Source organism: Acinetobacter sp. 789_lipA (genome assembly GCF_058242845.1).
In genome coordinates this window covers 1,894,762-1,910,840 of the sequence record NZ_JBZAYS010000001.1, presented here as the reverse complement: position 1 = coordinate 1,910,840, position 16,079 = coordinate 1,894,762, and the positions used below count along the sequence as shown (strand labels likewise).

Genomic DNA, 16,079 nt, shown 5'->3' with positions numbered 1-16,079 from the left:
GGTGCTTTTACATGTTGCCGATAGTGGGTTGCTATGTCAATAGTGAGTTGCTATGATTTGGATTCAATCATTCATTATTTCTGTAACATGTATATGCAGCCCTTCCGATGGTAAAGATCCATTCATTTACACTATTCATCGCTCATACTTTAAATAAAAATACATTTAGGATTTACAGAGACTCTTTATGAAAATCCAATCAATCTACATTGAAGGCTTACATAGTAAACGCGAGCCATTTTCTTTACATTTTAATGATGATTTGAATATTATTTCAGGGAAGAATGGTGCTGGTAAAACTACAATCTTAAAACTTATTTGGTATTTTATTAGCGGCAATTTAGAAAAAGCTCTGATAGAAGTGCCATTCAAAAAAGCAACATTAGAAACAGACGTTTATACATTATCTGTCATTGTAAATGATGATCAGGACTACCCGTATGAAACTTTTTTTACTTATAAAGATAAAACAAGTTTAAGCGAAGAAATTTCAAACATTGATGTTGACTCAATAAATCAACACACTAAACATATTATTACTAAATATATAAGTAGCTCATATTTTTTCCCAACTTTCCGAATGATTGAAGGTGGATTTAGTACAGAAAAGTACGACATAAAACATGAGCTTTTCCAACATTTACTCATAAATAATAGTCAAAAAACACCAGATACAATTGATTTAGTAAATGACTTCAGAATATTGTCTAATAAACTATCTAATAAAGATCATAGATTTATTACGTCAGTGTCATCCTCATATATAAATGAATTACTCATTAGTAAATATGCAGAGATTATGTCTTTAACTCAACCTTTACAGGCTGAAAGTCGATTAAAATCTCAAACATTTTTTGATGGATTAAATAATAAAAATGATAATAGTATTTCATCAAATGCACTAAATCAGCTTAATGCTCTGCAAAAAGATCTTGATTCAATCAAAGAAAAAATTGATTTAATAAAAAAACCTTTAAAAAGGTTTGAAGATTCAATGAAGTTTTTTCTTAAAAACTATGAATTCCACTTTGGTAATAAAGTTCAATTTTCTGATAATAGATTTGAAAGTAAAGTTAGAGAAAGCAAGTTAAAAACTTTATTAGGTCTAAACTTACCTGAAAAACTATTTGATATAAACGTCTTATCATCTGGTGAAAAACAGATATTAACTCTAATTAGTTATAATTCTTTTTTTGATGATACGATCTTCTTTATAGATGAACCAGAAAATAGTTTACATGCAGATTGGCAACGTATTTTATTTAGAATTTTAATGAAACAAAATCCAAGTAATCAATTTATTATTACTACTCACTCACCATTTATCTATAGTAAGTATCCCGACAAAGAGCTTTGTGTACATCCTAAGTTTGAGCGTGGTAACGAGAAAGTTAATCATGAGTGAAGTTGTAGAAGAACAAGATAAAATTGAAGCTTTTGCTGCACAAATTGAACGTTCAGATCTTTTCAGTATTGTTATTGAAGGTAAAGATGACTTACTCGTTTATACCGAATTCGAACAGATTTACGAAGATCATGAACCAATGGTTGATGTTCTACCTGTACATGGAAGAAATACTGTCCTTGGTATATTCAATAGGCTTAAAGCGACTCCTCATCTACAACGCACTATATTTATAGTCGATAAGGATCAGTGGGTAATAAAAGGTATTGATAGCAATTACATACATGATCGTATTATTTGTACCCATGGTTATTCTTTTGAAAATGACATCTTTATTGATGGTAATCTTGAGAATGACATGAAAACCAAAAATGCTGTTGTATTCAATGAAGAGTTACCTACTGTATTACATTGGTATGCTTTAGAGATGGATAGAATTTTGAATGGTAATTTACCTCTCAACCTATCTATGCACATTGAAAACTTGTTTAACCAAGCTGACATACATACTGCACCACAGGCTGGTGAAACTTTTCCAACAGCTGTGTTAGCCAGACTACAAACGGAATATCCTCAGCTTTTGCGTGGAAAGACACTCTTACAGTTTTACAAGCGAGTTATGAATAAGCGTGACGGTTTTGATAAGAGAGATGGTTACGGAACTAATGCCATAATCGAAAGTGTATGTAAACACAAAGGAAGTTGCCTTAGTCAGATATTCCAAAAAGTGGATAATTTAGTAAACCTCCGCAAGTGTAAATAACCTTTTAATCACTCTAATTGAGTGGTTTTTTAATTCTAAAAATTTCAATTATTAAATTCTCAACATTTAACTTTGATATAACTAATATCTTTAGCATTTGATGATTTTAAGATGTTATGGCAACATAGCGGGGTATTATTTTTAATAAACTATTCATTATGAAAAGAATTTACCCTCTAATTATTTCACTTTTAACATTAACAGCATGTTCAAATGAACCTCAAAATGCCACTGATACGGCACAAGCAGAGTTCGATAAAAAGCAAACTGAAATTGAAAAAAATATAGCTGAACAAGAAGAACAAGACCGACCGCAGTTTGAACTCCCTGCAGTGGACTTCACTTCTCCAGTAGCAAGAGTTGACCTAAAAAATGATGAAGAAATTATTGCTTCGGTTGGCTTGCCTGTCGTTGAAAAAGAGTCTGGTGCTAACCAAAATGGTGAGCCAATGACAACATATTACTTCAGTGAAGATCAACGTAATGGTTTGGAACTGAGTTTAAGCCGTGAGTTTGTAGATGTAGCATGGAAGTATGATGCTGGTAATCCGCAAAAAGCTTATGCCGTATTTGACGATGGCCAACGTATCACCAGAGCTTTATTGGGTGGAGAAATCGGAGCTGGTTTATATTCAAGTATAGTTAAAGGCTCGGATATAGATGCAATGACTTTTGAGGATGGTACAGCGGTTAATCATGCACGATGTGGCGAGTCTATGTGTCGTTATCAGGTGGTGAGATGATTAAAAAAATTGGGCAAAATTTACACCAATTAATTAACATCAAAAAATTTGAATACAAAAGAAGTAGTCATTTCTCAAAAATCATTAACTCTTATGAAATTTTGTTTTCATATGCGGATTTCATGGATCTAGAAGAAATTAAGCCTCTTTATAAAATTCCTGATGAGGATCTCACTTGTATTTTCTGCTTAAAGAAAGAGCCCTTAGCAATTTTTAAAGATGATGCTCATGTCATTCCTTATTTATTAGGAAATAAATTTTTAATGCACCGGGAGGAATGTACGGCATGTAATAAAAAATTTGGGGATACTTTAGAGACGGAGCTTGCGAGGTTTTCTGAGAAATTTAGAGTGATGAATGGTTATAAAACTAGAAATAAACACAAACCCAACTACCTAAAATATCAAGCTAAAAGCCAAAAGGCATTTATGCAAATGAGAAAAAATGATCATGAAATGTCGTTAGAGATAACTGGTGAACGATCTGAAGATATTTTAAAGGAACATGGAGCTGGGGAAATATCTCTTAACTTTGAAACTATCTATAGAGATTCAGATGTATATAAAGCTTTCATGAAAACGGTTTATGGAGTAATTCCGCCAAAATATAGAAAAGATTTTACGCTTTTGAGAAGTTGGATCAACACCGAAGATTATAATATTAAATTCTTAAACAAATTAATAATGTATCAAACTATTCTTCCAACAATCCACCCAGACAATTTAGTTTTAAATGTATTTAGGAAAAAAAGAACTTTAAGCAATATATTGTTTAAAAGAAATAATTATGATTACTTTGCACTTATTGGTTTTGGAAACGTGTTATTTGATATTCCACTTTTATCAGATGCAACTTTAAAAAAAATTAAAAATAAATCTCCATACAAGAATTTTATATTTCCATTGTTGTCAGATTTAGCTATAAATAAAACAGGTGCTATTAGAACTGCTTTAGATATGAGTAATACAGAAAAACGCCCAGAAAAAACTATCTTTCAGCTACAGAAATCAAAATAAAAAAAGGTCACTCAATGTGACCTTCGTTTTCTCTATACCCTGCCAACCACATCTGCGGTGCTTCAGCCCAGCTTCTTAAATTGTGAGGCTCTTGAATTCCATAAAATGCATTCATGAACCTTTCGTGCCACCATTGATACATACCATTGTGGTGTCTTAATCCGCATGGATTCATATCTTCACGAATACTTTTATAAAATAGTTCAAAGAGTTGTTCTGGATTCATATTAATCCCCTGAATAACTACTACTGGATGAACCTGATCCGCTGTCCCAACTGCTCGAGGAGCTACATTCACTCGAATATGTTGGAGGAGTATATGAGGTGTCTGGGGCATAATTCTGAATAGGACGATGAAAATCAGAAGTCATTCGACATGGTTCAGGCTCACTGACGACTGAATTAATTAGATTTTGCTGTTGTTGTACCAAATAAAGATCAGTTGTATCGATACTTGTAAGCCTTCTTTCGGAAGGAGATCGAACAGACGTAGTTTGTCGGCCGATCTCTTGTTTTGGTTTAGCTTTGCAACGATGAGTTTCAAAAAACCAAGTACGTGTTCCACAAATATTACATTTGGCCATAATGAGTGCCCTTTAAAGTAGAAATATATGTCCCCGCCAATAAATGGCGATTTAGAAACTGAGTGAATAATTTGGTGCTGGAATGACTTAAACTAAAGTTCACAGATGTTTCGACTGAGTGGTGGCAGATAAGTTCAAGTGCAGTCCCTTCTCGTTTTTGGACAATTGATAGGACTGAAAAATCCTTTCCTGTACTAAAATCCATTGCACCTACAGAAAGGCTGTTATTTGCCGAAAAGTTAATGCATAGGCGATCAATCATTTCTAGGCTCTACACAATCGTCATTTGCTGCTTTGAGCTCTTTTAACTCTTGAATGGTTGGTAGGCGAATAGATGGATCGGGCGTTGCACTTGGAGAAATGACGTAAGTCAGTTCGATATTGCCGACACAAGAAAAACTGCAAAGAATATTTGGACACTGCAGTCGAATTTCTTTAAGGAGTGGGTGTTTTTGTTCGCTGCTTCTTATTTTTAAGTTGGTCACCTTACAATGAGGACAGATCATTCTTGGCCGTGAACTGTCCGCGTTGGTTTTATTGAAACTTACAGCCGTCATACTCACCCCAGATTAAGAATATATTTTTCACCATTCTAAAATAAAAGAATAAATATTTGTTCTTTTTGTTGAATTTTAATAAGATTTCGCCTGTTTTGCTCATGTAGAAAAAACTTATGCAAAATTTGAAATGCCAATGCTGTTTTAAGCTACTGGCTAAAGTTGGGGCTTTTGATGCATTAGAAATTAAATGCCCACGCTGTAAAACGTTAAATACATTTCAGAGCACCCTGAGTGCCTTACCTGAACGCCCAGAGCGTCAAATCGACACAGGTAAGATCGATGACAAACACTTCTGTAATTCCGCAATACAATCCTAAAGGCCACAGCTTTTCTGGCTGGCTGGGTGGTAAATCTCAACTTGCACGAACCATTATTGAGTTAATGCCTGAACATAAAACCTATGTTGAAGTATTTGGTGGTGCTGGATGGGTTCTCTTTAAAAAAACGGCTTCTCCAGTTGAAGTGATTAATGACGTTAATGACGACTTAATCAATTTATACCGTGTGCTGAAATATCACTTTGAAGCATTCTTGGACGAGTTTGAAAACACCCTTTTCTCACGTACGTTGTTCAATGAAATGAAAAAGAACGATCGTGGACTGACAGATATTCAACGAGCAGCTAAATTTTATTATTTGCTTCGTGCTGCCTTTGGTTGCCAGTTAGATGGTTCATTTTCATATAGCCGTGACCGAAAAAGCCGTTTAAAACTTGGGGAAGAGTTGCGCGAGCATTTGGTTTCAATTCACACCCGGCTGCAGAATGTTGTGATTGAAAATGCGAGTTATGATTACGTCCTCAAACGTGTCGATGGACCCGAAACGCTATTTTATTTAGACCCGCCCTATTGGGACTGCGAAAATGCTTATGGCAAAGGGATTTGGTCTAAACAGGACTTTTATGATTTGAAGGATTACCTTGATAAAATTCAGGGCAAATTTATTCTCAGTTTGAACGATACACCTGAGGTCAGAGCGCTATTCAAAGACTATAAAATCCAGCATAAAAAGATTCGTTGGTCTGTGAATAGCAAAGCAGCGCATGAAGAGCATAATGGCAATGAGTTGATCATCACCAATTTTTAAGCAGTCTCTTTGACTTGTTGCAACATATCCTTTTTAGCATTGAGCCGTGGCATTTCATTTTTTAAACGTTGTTCTGCGGCTTTTTTACTTTGGTACACCTTGTTAATCACTTTAGGGTTGGTTTGGTCGCCTAATGTTACCCAGTAACGCGGTGCAATTCTTTTTCCGATCGTATATTGGGCTTTAAGCCCTGTGTAAGGTTTCACCTCTAATTCGTTATGCGCTGAGAATTTACCTGTTTCTAGATCTAGCAATGCATACTCGCGATCTAGTCGCGCTTGAGCTGCCTCTTTGTTCACATACAAATAGGTGAAATGTTTGGGGTTAGATTGATCCCCCTTTGTCAGCGCAACGGCTTTGTTCCCAGACTGGTAATAGACCACAACACCTGTCCATTTTTTATCTTTTTCAGATTCAAACTGATCTTCAAATAACTCAGACACATCGTCAACATCTGGGCAAAATACCTCAAGTTCTAGGGCTGTGGTAAAACCATTACTGGCGTCTATGCTATGAGTGATGCGTGTACCGAGCCAATAGATCTCATCTATTTGTTCCTTTAGACCATCAAATAGAAAAGTCATTTCAGGAATCAGGTCTGGATTGCCATAGGCTAAGTTATAGCTGAAGGTCAGCGATGTACGTTTAAGGTCTGCTAGTTTTGCTTTAGCCACCAAAGTTGCCGATTGTTTGTCTTGGTGAATATGGCGAAGTTCTTTGATGTTTTGGTTACTGGCATCACCATAAACGACTTCAAGCTTTTTCCCTTGTACAGCATCATAATAAAACGCACGTACTGCAGTAATTTCATCACCGCCATCGGTATTGCTATAGCGGTGGCTGTCCCCTTTATCGCGGGTAATTAAATATGTTGGAAGGTCTTGGCCAGAGATAGTCTGAGAAGCACCTTTGGGCATAAATAGTAATTTGCCGTTTTTAATTGATGCCATTGCATCATGTTCATCTGCCAGTCGCGTCAGTAAATTTGCATCGGATTCATTTTGGATCAAATTGATAATTTGATGTTTGGCCAGTGATTGGTGCACCGATAAATCAAGCTCATGTTGGAAAGCGATTGCCTGTAATACAGCTTCTAAAGTGACGTTACTGAAGCTACGTTCCTTTTTCTGTTTTAGACCTGATTTTAGGTCGGCACTGGAGGCACGAATGGTCAAAATATCGGGTGCTCCTGAATGTTCGACCTCCTTCACTTTGTACAAGCCTTTATAGACTAAGCCTGTATTGCTCCAACCGATCCATGCCTGAATCACAGCATCTTTTGGTGGTAGGTTCAATAAGCCGTCATGATCTGAAAGCGTTACCTCGAGCGCGTCACTTTCCATACCCCGATTATCTGTAATCGTTAGGCTATTGAGCCGATCCTGAAATTTGGTGCCGATGTCGACTCCATCGACCAATAGTCTAAAGATGGCGTGTGGATAGCTATCATCAAGTTCATTCATCAGATTCATAAGACTTTACCTACAATGCTACCCAAGACGTTCCCCATCAAAGTTCCTGCCGTTTGGGTTTTGGTGAGCTTTAAAGAGAATTCAACCTTTTTGGGCAGACCATCTTTGAAGAAATAAGTTTGTGTCTCGTCGACCGAATCTAATTTCCAAATCCCATAAATTTTCCCATTACCCGCAATGAGGGGAAAGGACTTGCCTGTGTCCCCCATCACACGCAATGCAGTAATTGATAGCTGTTGGCCAAACTCGGGAACAATTGAACCTTCCAGTGTGATGGTGTCTTCCCCTTTGCCCACGTACTGATACGCGGGCATGCTTCCAACACGGCTATTACTTGCATGATTCCATGCCGTACTTCGTTGTAAGCTTTGATATGTGGCTGTTGGAATAGAAAATACAAACATGCCTAAAATCATCATCATTGGGTAAATTCCTATTCATCGTCCATATAACTGCTACGAACACGCGCTTGCTTTTGCTGATCACGACGATTCAACACGCCCTCAATCATGTTTTGCAGTTGTTGAATGGTTTGTCCTGGTGCAGCAGTAATTTGGATGGTAATGGTGTCGCCTTGAACGATGACATCACCACGGTTTGTACTTGAAAGTCTTTGCACCGGATTAATTTTTGCTAAAGCCGGTGCAACATTAATTTTCTCAAGTGCAGTGTGAGAATTAGGATTAAAGACGTTCAACACTTGATTGAATTTTTCTTTGAGACCAGGAAAGCCTTGTTCTAGTCCAACACGAAGTCCTCCCATGACATGGCCACCTAATGCAGCCATGACACGTGATGGACTTCTAATTTTTTGTTCCTGTTTGAAATATGAGGGAATATAGTTGGTGACTTCACTCCACACCGATTTAAGCTTGTTAAAGCCCGCTTTAATCCCGTTAATGAGCCCATCAATAAGCATGCCGCCAAAGCCTGTAAATTTTTGCGGTAATTCAATGCCAAACCAACTTAATACGGCTGCAAATGCCCGATAGAACAATCCTAGAGGTGACCAATTTAAAATAGTGGAAGAAATGCCTAAGATGCCTGAGCTAAATCCAGTTTTGATCTCCTGCCATGCATTTGCTGCACCTGTTTTAATTGCATTCCACTTTTCCAAAAACCACGGTCCAATGCTTCCCCAGTTTTTATAAATGAGATATGCCCCAACTGCGATCGCAGTAATGATTAGACCAATAGGATTCATGAGCAATGCACGGCTTAACCACAAGAACATACGACCGACACCGAAAATAGCTGTTTTAAGAAAGCCAAATACAGTCGGAACTTTGCTAAATACAGTTGCTAAGGCTGTCCCACCAGTCGCTGTTGAAGCCATGATGAGCCGTAGACTTAACATCCCTATAATCAGTGGGGAAAACACCAACAGCGCCCCACCAATGACGACAAGACTTGCTGCTATACCCAATAAGCCAACACCTAACATTTTGGCGAGTGTTGGATTACGTTCCATCCAGCCATTAAAGCCCTGTAACGCATCTGTGGCGATTTCAATCGCGTTGGTATAGACAGGGAGAATCGTGGTACCGAATTTGAGATAAGCATCATGCAGTTTGGCTTTGGCTTCAATTTCTTTACCCGTTGTGGTGTTTTTTGCTCGATCACTTAACTGATCGATATTTTCTGCCCCTGCATTCAACTTGGCATTTTTATGAATTTGCTCACGTTGATCGTACATTGTAGAAAACAGGCTTGAGGCCGTACGGTTTGTAAAAATACTGCCGATAGCATCATGAATTTGACCTCTCTCAGTAATACCCTTTTTTGCCAATTCAGGCAGTAACACTTTTTCCATCCAAGCGAACTGGTCTTTCTTGAATAGGTCTGCACCTTTAATTGCGCCAACGTCAAGGAATGAAATCTGGCCAGCTTTATCATGTTTTAATTTGCTTGGATCTGCGATTAAACCAAGACGTTCCATGTTATTTGCTGCACGTTTGGTGGTTCGACCTTGATAAATATTCTGATAGGCTGACATCGCAGCAGTACCATATCTATGTCCGCCTAACTCCTGAACAATCGGCTCCATTTTGTAATAGAAGGCTTCATCTGTAAGTCCTTTAACCGCAATACCACCTGTTTTAATTGCATTTAGCCATTCAGGTGCTTGAACACGTCCACCCGTAGCCGTAACCACTTGTTGAATAATATTGGCTTGTTTGTTGAAGGCTGCTTCACTTTTTAAACCATTCCGAAGTTCAATGACTTTAAGCATGTCCATGAATAAACGTTCGTTTTCAGCTCCCTGCTCTGCACCGAACATGGCTTCATTACCAAATTTCATTTTTGCCAACGTAGGAGCGACCATTTTGGCATGATGTACGTCTGCAAATGCCGTGACGCCATCTAACATTAACCCCATGTTGTCTAAAGTGGATGTACCAAAGGTTTCCATTGCACGAGCATATTTAGTGGCTTCTTGGGTGGCGTCTTTACCTAAACCCAAAGCACCAATACGATTTTCTGTAATGTCCATGCGTTTGGTTTCGTCAATCGGCTTACGCATGGCATAAAGTGCACCAACACCCGTTGCTGCTGCTCCTGCACCATACATAGCAGCCGTTTTTGTATGACCAATCCACTTTTGACTATTCGTCTGAAGACCGTTTAAAGACTTCAAATGGTTTCTTTGGCGATCAATCTCGGTGTTTGTGCTCTTAATTTTGTTTTTAAGTTCTTCCTGGTGCTGACCAAGATTGGTTGATTTTAATCCTGCATTATTCAGTTCCTGACGAAGCTGAATGAGCTTTGGTCGACCTTCTGTGACGACTTTATTTAGACGTTTAACTTCTGCTTCAGTCTTTTTAAGTTCTGATGAAAGTTTGGAGTTTGGATTGGTGGCCAATTGTTGTTTAAGTGACTGAACTGTTTTTTTATGGCGTTCTAATTCTTGTGACGCCTGTTTAACGTCATCCTTTAGCTTTTTAAAAGTCGCAAGTTTTTTCTGTTGGGTTTCAAGGTCTTTCAATTGGTCATTGGTTTTTTTTAATGCAACACTGGCAGCATTACTGCTACCAGCGATGATTTTAAGAGCAGGACTAAGTTTATCTCTCCCCCCAAAAAGAACCTCTAATCTTAATTTTTTCATTCGGCATCTGACCCATTACGTTCAATGGCTTTTTGATGCCATTGCATCATTTGACTAAGTGTCATATCGGCATAAGCTTGCGGTGGCCAGTGGAACACCACCGCAATGTTTGAAATCGCGTCGTCTACTGTTGGCGTAAGTGTTCTACACGCACTGATTTCGGTTGCAAAAAAAGCACGAGTACCCCACCGATTTGCACGAGATCTGCAGGATCTAACTGGTTAATTTGAGACTTGGTCAATGTGGGTGTGGACACACGTGGAATAACGTTACAAATAGCGGTGACATCACCATTTAAAAGATCGGCAATTTTCACGCCCTGAAGTGCAGTGACATTTGGTTTTCGGATTTCGATTGAATTGATTTCAAGTGTTCCCATCATGATTGGGCTTTCGAGATCGACAGTTTGAATATCTGGGTCAATCGCTGCGGTGTTTTCTTGTTGCGCTAAAGTTTTCAATGTAAACATTCCTTAATAGAAAAAGAGATATAAAAAAACCTCCTGCAGCACTGAACTACAGAAGGGTAGGAAAATTAATGGCCAATATTGGCGCGGTGTTTTTCAAGTAGATCTACACCGTTGACACGTTCAATCATGTTCGGAATATCAATCAAAATTTTCTCAACACCATCGATCGATAACTTGTAATAAGACCAGATGGTTTTGATTGAGGTTTCAGTGTCATCCCCTGCTTTTTGGTTTCCGAAATCAATTTCTTCATGACGGCCACGAACCACTATTTCGACCGCTGTAGTTTCGCCTGTGTCATCGCGCTGATATGAACCTGTGAAACGCAACATGTGTGCACCAACCGTTGTTGCGCCAAACTGTTCGATAACGAGTCCGTCAATACCGCCCAATTTCCAGTTGAACTCGGTTGCGTCATCACCCAAACCTAAATCGATTTTGACGTTGCCATTCATACCGCCACCACGCCAGTCTTCAAATTTGCGGACTAGCTTTGGAATAGTGACTTCACCTGTTTGGCCAAGGTAAGAATTACCTTCGTTAAACAGATCCATCATTTTTAATTTTTTGGGTAAAGCCATGCTGTTTTTATCCTTTTTATGCCGTCATACGTGAAGCAAAGTCAGCCAAATATTTGTCTGTGATACGCTGACGTAGGGTTAAATCTTCCAGTGGTGGGACTGTTGTGTAGTCATAGTCCAAAATGAGTCGACCACTTTTGAGGGTTTCTTTACTGTTGACTGAGTCATCAAACCAACACTCTCCATCGATGATGTAACCTTGCGTTTTCAGATCACGGAATTTGGCATTGATCCCTTCGACAATGTCTCGGGCCAGACTTGGATGTAGTGGTTTATCCACTGCCCACATGTGCCCTTCAGCCATCGTGTCCGAAAGAACTTGTGATGTTCGCGTGGAGTTTTCAAAAGCAAAAAGTGGATCATCAGTACAAGTACGAGAACCCCAAAAGCGAAGGCCGTTACTTTGAATTAAGGTCGTGACTTCATTGCTGTTGAGATAACCTGCATCTGTATCCATGCTTTGAAGTTGCCAGAACACGTCTTTGGAAATACCAGTAACGCCATTGACTGGAACGTTTGATAAGGTTTTGTGCCAGCCAATATCGTTGTCGATTTTTGCGCGTAAGCCGAGTGCGCGAGCTGTAGACTCAAAGGTCTTGGTCGATGAACTGACCGTGTCCCACCCTAAAAAGTCTGGCCAAATAAGCATGGTTTCGCGTGAGCCAATCGCATCGCGGTAAGCGACCGCTTCTTCTTTGGTTTCACAACCATGTGCAGATACATAGTTAAACGCACGTAGCTTTTCAGCAATTCCACCTAGAGCTGCAGTGACAGCTGCAGTATCGAGTCCTGGTGCACCTAAAATTCGCGGTTTTACACCTAGATGTTGTTCTGCCGTCAGCAAGGCTTTCATGCCCGTGTATTTGCCGTTTACCGTTCCACCAATAACAGCAGTGGTTTGCTCTGCTTCATCTGTTTTTTGATCGACACGCACAACGACGACTACAGCATTGGTCTGATCGACAATGGCCTGTAATGAACGTGCAAGTGTCCCTTGTGTACCTGCGTTTCCAATAGCAGCTTGAATGTTGGTAATTAATACGGGTTTATCCAGCGGAAATGTTGTTGCATCTGCATCTGAACCTGTAGCAATGAGTCCAATGACCGCAGTGGATACGGTTCGGATAGGACGAGTACCTGCATTGAGTTCATGGACTCGTACTCCATGATGATAAGAATCTGTAGCCATAAAAAAGCCTGTGATCTGTTGTAATGTTTTCAGATCACAGGCTTACAAATTGGGATTTTTTTGTCAGTCTATTAAAATTGTATATGCCTTATATACAAAAAAATTACAGCGTCATGGCATAACGCCACATCTCATCCACTTGATTTGTAGTCAAATCCAGTGCTTCAAGCATGTATTGCACCGATTCATTGCTCCGTTCAAAACGCTCCGATTCAATGTATTCAATTTTGATACGCGCTTTAACTGTTGGATCTTCGATGGATTCAATCATCTGTTCAACAGTATCCAGCAAGCCATTTTCTAAAAGCGCCAGTTTAAACTGACGACGGGTTAAAGAGATGAATTGTGAAAGATAGGTCGTATGCTTTTCTTCCTCAGTTCGATTATCGATCCAGCTTGTTCCATCCCAAACATGATAAGCCGACGGACGTGGGGCCGATACGGTAAGATCACTTAAAATGGCACACTGGTTGTTTAGTGCCTTGAAAAGTTGGCTATGCTTTTCTTGTGTAATTTCTTGATCACCCAGTAAATCTTCAGTTATACGAATATCTAAAGATTGCAATTCAGTATTCACAAAATAATATAGTTTACTCATTAGAAAATCCCTACAACAGTAGCAATAGCCGATACTGGTTCATCATCTGATCCTGACCATCGTACAAATTTAGTAAATAATTTCGATGTAGCATCATGACTACGGTAGCCATCAGGCATTACATATTTAAGCCATTCTCCTGCTTCATGAACATAGAGTGCAGTTGCACCTTCTTCACTTAGCTGAACATCAGCAGATATTCGCTTCTTAAGCATGATTGGAAGTGAATAAATTTGATGTCGATTGGAAGTCAATGTTTCATAGAGTGTTTGTGAAGCTACACTTTTATTTGTCCACAACGTCATCTGAACAATGGCTATGCGGCGAGCATCATCATAGGTGATGGTGTAACCATTTCCTTCCACTACCCTCAAACTATTTGTATTAGGGGATGTAACTATCTCAACATTTCCTGAGCCATCAAAATTAGCATTTCCTGAAACAGCACCAGATAAGGCAATGTTTCTTGGAGTTTTTAGCTTGTTGGTCGTTGCCGAATTACAATCAATACCGTTTGATGTAATACGGGCGACCACATTCCCATTCCGAGAATCTATGAAATTGAAAACAGCGCCATAGTTGTAGAAGCTCATCCGATCAAGACCATCACGGCCCATATCTATATAGTGATTTTCATCATCGGATTGCACGAGGCCTGTAGAGGCTGTAACCGTTCCGCCCACATCATTTAAACCATCAAATGTCTGACCAAAAATAGTTCTCGGTGTTTTGAGTTTAGTTGCTGTTGCTGCGTTACTGTTCAATCCACCAGAGACATCTAAGGAGCCATCGCTGTTTAACGTCATTACGCAGGTGTAGTTATCTTGATTGCCATTCCACCAATCGAAGCCACCACCGCCACCTCCTTTATGGTTAATAAAGTCAGTTTTGCCTAGGCCAGCGGTTCTGTTCCATGATAAATATGCCCCCTGTTGTGATGGTGTGTAATCCGCTTGACCATTTGCACAAAGCGTAATGGCTTTCATACTTCCATTTAAAGTGCCTCCAGTGAGCGGAAACTTTTCATCCTGTAATTTTTTACCTTGTCGGGCTGACAGAAGTTTATTTCCATCATCCGTGGTTAGGTCATCAACAATAGGAAGATTTTGTTCTGACACCCCTGTAATCAGACCTTTGGCATTTACGGTAAGTACAGGAATTTTTAGCATTGATCCATAAGTATTTGCCACCACACCTGAATTGGCTAAGGTGAGAATGCAGGATGAATTGGCAGAGCCATCAAAATTGAATGAACCTGTCGCTGCACCTGAAAAGCTAACGTCTCGAGCCGTTTGTAATTTGCTTGTTGTAGAAGAATTACCATTCAAGCCACCATTGAATGTTTTGGCATATACATGTTCAGGAAAAGATGTATTACCGACACCATCCAATAATATTGCTCTACGGATTATGTTGCTTGATACATCTCGTTGGGTGGCGTAGATCTCAGCATCATTGTCATCTGTGGTCCCAATTTCAACAAAACCTCTATCTTGCCCAGTGTTGCCCACAGCCAAGTACCCGCCATCCGTGGTCGTGTAAGCCTGTATCAGTTTCTTAAATGCACCCGTTTGATCGCCAATATTTGAAACAGTGATGGTGCCACCAATGACTAAGTCGCCTGTAATTTCCCCGCCCGATAAAGGTAGCTTGGTGTCATCTTTAATGGTGATGTCTTTTGAGCCATCAAATTCAACGTTGTTAATCTTTCGTGCGGTTTTAAGTTGGGTTGCTGTTGAAGCATTGCCACTCATCCCATTTAACGGAGTGAATGTACCGCTACCATCAATATATGCAATCAGATTAAAGTTATTATTATCACCATTATAAAAATTAAAACCCCCACCACCTTGACCACGATGATTAATAAAGTCAGTTTCTCCCTGACCTTCGCTCTTGTTCCAAGAGACATAGGGCCCTTGAGATGTCGGTGAATTATCAAGTTGTACTTTTGATTCTTGTAAGATTTTGGCTTGACGGGCGGAGATAGGTTTATTTGCATCGTTACTTGTTAGGTTGTCGACTATCTCATTTCGTCGAATGTAGTTTTCATTTACCCATGATCGAGTTGCATAGATCAAAGAGTCATCTAAATACAAGGCAATAACTTCAGCATTTTGGATGTTAATTACCAATTTGATGGCAATTTCACGTGCACCACCTTCATCTACCAAAGGTTTATAGGTCGGTGGGTAACTGGCGTTCACAACCATTGTTGCGCCAGCATAGAGACCTAATTCACGAATGTAGAAGCCACCAAGATTTGAAGGAATAATGGCTTCACAAATAATTTGATTGGTGTTGTTTGCATTGATCTCTACCACATTGAGCGCGATACGGGCCTTTTCATTCACCAGTGCTGTTCGTGTTTCAAGGGGATTTGGAACAGATCCATTTCCATCACCAACGGCAATATGCGAATAGTTGATTTTATTATTGAGGGTTGCACTGGCAATCAGTGCTTTACCATTGTTGGTCAAAAGACCTTTATAGGTTGCTGCCATTTT

17 protein-coding genes are annotated in these 16,079 nt (G+C 39.3%); 6 read left to right on the top strand and 11 right to left on the bottom strand.

Annotation, left to right across the window (positions count from 1 at the left end):
- Positions 1–187: 187 nt before the first annotated feature.
- From AC4CUZ_RS09280 to AC4CUZ_RS09265, 4 genes are all read left to right on the top strand, one after another.
- Positions 188–1,405, top strand: a complete 1,218-nt coding sequence (locus AC4CUZ_RS09280; protein ID WP_130234961.1) for an AAA family ATPase — start codon at positions 188–190, stop codon at positions 1,403–1,405.
- Positions 1,398–2,168 (top strand): hypothetical protein, encoded by a 771-nt coding sequence (locus AC4CUZ_RS09275; RefSeq protein WP_490747524.1) that lies wholly within the window; start codon positions 1,398–1,400, stop codon positions 2,166–2,168. The genes AC4CUZ_RS09280 and AC4CUZ_RS09275 overlap by 8 nt, the downstream gene beginning before the upstream one ends.
- Positions 2,169–2,326: 158 nt before the next feature.
- The gene (locus AC4CUZ_RS09270; protein WP_490747523.1) at positions 2,327–2,911 is read left to right on the top strand and encodes a hypothetical protein; all 585 of its coding nucleotides are present in this window, start codon (positions 2,327–2,329) and stop codon (positions 2,909–2,911) included.
- Positions 2,887–3,927: an HNH endonuclease gene (locus AC4CUZ_RS09265; RefSeq protein WP_490747522.1), complete on the top strand. Its 1,041-nt coding sequence runs from the start codon at positions 2,887–2,889 to the stop codon at positions 3,925–3,927. The genes AC4CUZ_RS09270 and AC4CUZ_RS09265 overlap by 25 nt, the downstream gene beginning before the upstream one ends.
- A gap of 7 nt (positions 3,928–3,934) precedes the next feature.
- Here the strand turns inward: AC4CUZ_RS09265 and AC4CUZ_RS09260 are convergent, their stop codons facing one another.
- Complete coding sequence (locus tag AC4CUZ_RS09260) at positions 3,935–4,153, bottom strand: hypothetical protein (protein WP_490747521.1); 219 nt, start codon at positions 4,151–4,153, stop codon at positions 3,935–3,937.
- A gap of 612 nt (positions 4,154–4,765) precedes the next feature.
- Positions 4,766–5,068, bottom strand: coding sequence for an ogr/Delta-like zinc finger family protein (locus AC4CUZ_RS09255; protein ID WP_490747520.1), 303 nt, complete (start codon positions 5,066–5,068; stop codon positions 4,766–4,768).
- A gap of 116 nt (positions 5,069–5,184) precedes the next feature.
- On the opposite strand from AC4CUZ_RS09255, the gene AC4CUZ_RS09250 reads away from it, so the two are divergent.
- Both AC4CUZ_RS09250 and AC4CUZ_RS09245 read left to right on the top strand, forming a co-directional pair.
- The gene (locus tag AC4CUZ_RS09250; RefSeq protein ID WP_130234956.1) at positions 5,185–5,388 is read left to right on the top strand and encodes a Com family DNA-binding transcriptional regulator; all 204 of its coding nucleotides are present in this window, start codon (positions 5,185–5,187) and stop codon (positions 5,386–5,388) included.
- Positions 5,351–6,157: a DNA adenine methylase gene (locus tag AC4CUZ_RS09245; RefSeq protein WP_490747519.1), complete on the top strand. Its 807-nt coding sequence runs from the start codon at positions 5,351–5,353 to the stop codon at positions 6,155–6,157. Before AC4CUZ_RS09250 ends, AC4CUZ_RS09245 begins: the two co-directional genes overlap by 38 nt.
- On the opposite strand, the gene AC4CUZ_RS09240 is transcribed toward AC4CUZ_RS09245, so the two are convergent.
- From AC4CUZ_RS09240 to AC4CUZ_RS09200, 9 genes are all read right to left on the bottom strand, one after another.
- The gene (locus AC4CUZ_RS09240; RefSeq protein WP_490747518.1) at positions 6,154–7,629 is read right to left on the bottom strand and encodes a contractile injection system protein, VgrG/Pvc8 family; all 1,476 of its coding nucleotides are present in this window, start codon (positions 7,627–7,629) and stop codon (positions 6,154–6,156) included. The genes AC4CUZ_RS09245 and AC4CUZ_RS09240 overlap by 4 nt on opposite strands.
- A complete protein-coding gene (locus tag AC4CUZ_RS09235; protein ID WP_490747517.1) occupies positions 7,626–8,051 on the bottom strand; it encodes a phage tail protein in 426 nt (141 codons plus the stop codon). Before AC4CUZ_RS09235 ends, AC4CUZ_RS09240 begins: the two co-directional genes overlap by 4 nt.
- Positions 8,052–8,062: 11 nt before the next feature.
- Complete coding sequence (locus AC4CUZ_RS09230; protein ID WP_490747516.1) at positions 8,063–10,735, bottom strand: phage tail tape measure protein; 2,673 nt, start codon at positions 10,733–10,735, stop codon at positions 8,063–8,065.
- A complete protein-coding gene (locus AC4CUZ_RS09225; protein WP_228259157.1) occupies positions 10,732–10,833 on the bottom strand; it encodes a GpE family phage tail protein in 102 nt (33 codons plus the stop codon). The genes AC4CUZ_RS09230 and AC4CUZ_RS09225 overlap by 4 nt, the downstream gene beginning before the upstream one ends.
- A gap of 26 nt (positions 10,834–10,859) precedes the next feature.
- Positions 10,860–11,195 (bottom strand): phage tail assembly protein, encoded by a 336-nt coding sequence (locus AC4CUZ_RS09220; RefSeq protein ID WP_490747515.1) that lies wholly within the window; start codon positions 11,193–11,195, stop codon positions 10,860–10,862.
- 74 nt (positions 11,196–11,269) lie between these two features.
- The gene (locus AC4CUZ_RS09215) at positions 11,270–11,785 is read right to left on the bottom strand and encodes a phage major tail tube protein (RefSeq protein WP_279732234.1); all 516 of its coding nucleotides are present in this window, start codon (positions 11,783–11,785) and stop codon (positions 11,270–11,272) included.
- A gap of 16 nt (positions 11,786–11,801) precedes the next feature.
- The gene (locus AC4CUZ_RS09210; RefSeq protein ID WP_490747514.1) at positions 11,802–12,974 is read right to left on the bottom strand and encodes a phage tail sheath protein; all 1,173 of its coding nucleotides are present in this window, start codon (positions 12,972–12,974) and stop codon (positions 11,802–11,804) included.
- Positions 12,975–13,077: 103 nt separating this feature from the next.
- The gene (locus AC4CUZ_RS09205; protein WP_490747513.1) at positions 13,078–13,572 is read right to left on the bottom strand and encodes a hypothetical protein; all 495 of its coding nucleotides are present in this window, start codon (positions 13,570–13,572) and stop codon (positions 13,078–13,080) included.
- Entirely contained in the window at positions 13,572–16,076 is a 2,505-nt protein-coding gene (locus AC4CUZ_RS09200; RefSeq protein WP_490747512.1) for a phage tail-collar fiber domain-containing protein, read from the bottom strand. Before AC4CUZ_RS09200 ends, AC4CUZ_RS09205 begins: the two co-directional genes overlap by 1 nt.
- Positions 16,077–16,079 lie beyond the last annotated feature (3 nt).

Excerpts from the sequence above, each read along its gene's own strand:
- AC4CUZ_RS09200 (WP_490747512.1), bottom strand. The coding sequence starts at position 16,076 with ATGGCAGCAACCTATAAAGGTCTTTTGACCAACAATGGTAAAGCACTG.
- AC4CUZ_RS09275 (WP_490747524.1), top strand. The coding sequence starts at position 1,398 with ATGAGTGAAGTTGTAGAAGAACAAGATAAAATTGAAGCTTTTGCTGCA.
- AC4CUZ_RS09240 (WP_490747518.1), bottom strand. The coding sequence starts at position 7,629 with ATGAATCTGATGAATGAACTTGATGATAGCTATCCACACGCCATCTTT.
- AC4CUZ_RS09280 (WP_130234961.1), top strand. The coding sequence starts at position 188 with ATGAAAATCCAATCAATCTACATTGAAGGCTTACATAGTAAACGCGAG.
- AC4CUZ_RS09205 (WP_490747513.1), bottom strand. The coding sequence starts at position 13,572 with ATGAGTAAACTATATTATTTTGTGAATACTGAATTGCAATCTTTAGAT.
- AC4CUZ_RS09210 (WP_490747514.1), bottom strand. The coding sequence starts at position 12,974 with ATGGCTACAGATTCTTATCATCATGGAGTACGAGTCCATGAACTCAAT.
- AC4CUZ_RS09250 (WP_130234956.1), top strand. The coding sequence starts at position 5,185 with ATGCAAAATTTGAAATGCCAATGCTGTTTTAAGCTACTGGCTAAAGTT.
- AC4CUZ_RS09235 (WP_490747517.1), bottom strand. The coding sequence starts at position 8,051 with ATGATGATGATTTTAGGCATGTTTGTATTTTCTATTCCAACAGCCACA.
- AC4CUZ_RS09270 (WP_490747523.1), top strand. The coding sequence starts at position 2,327 with ATGAAAAGAATTTACCCTCTAATTATTTCACTTTTAACATTAACAGCA.
- AC4CUZ_RS09245 (WP_490747519.1), top strand. The coding sequence starts at position 5,351 with ATGACAAACACTTCTGTAATTCCGCAATACAATCCTAAAGGCCACAGC.
- AC4CUZ_RS09260 (WP_490747521.1), bottom strand. The coding sequence starts at position 4,153 with ATGAATCCAGAACAACTCTTTGAACTATTTTATAAAAGTATTCGTGAA.
- AC4CUZ_RS09230 (WP_490747516.1), bottom strand. The coding sequence starts at position 10,735 with ATGAAAAAATTAAGATTAGAGGTTCTTTTTGGGGGGAGAGATAAACTT.
- AC4CUZ_RS09215 (WP_279732234.1), bottom strand. The coding sequence starts at position 11,785 with ATGGCTTTACCCAAAAAATTAAAAATGATGGATCTGTTTAACGAAGGT.
- AC4CUZ_RS09255 (WP_490747520.1), bottom strand. The coding sequence starts at position 5,068 with ATGACGGCTGTAAGTTTCAATAAAACCAACGCGGACAGTTCACGGCCA.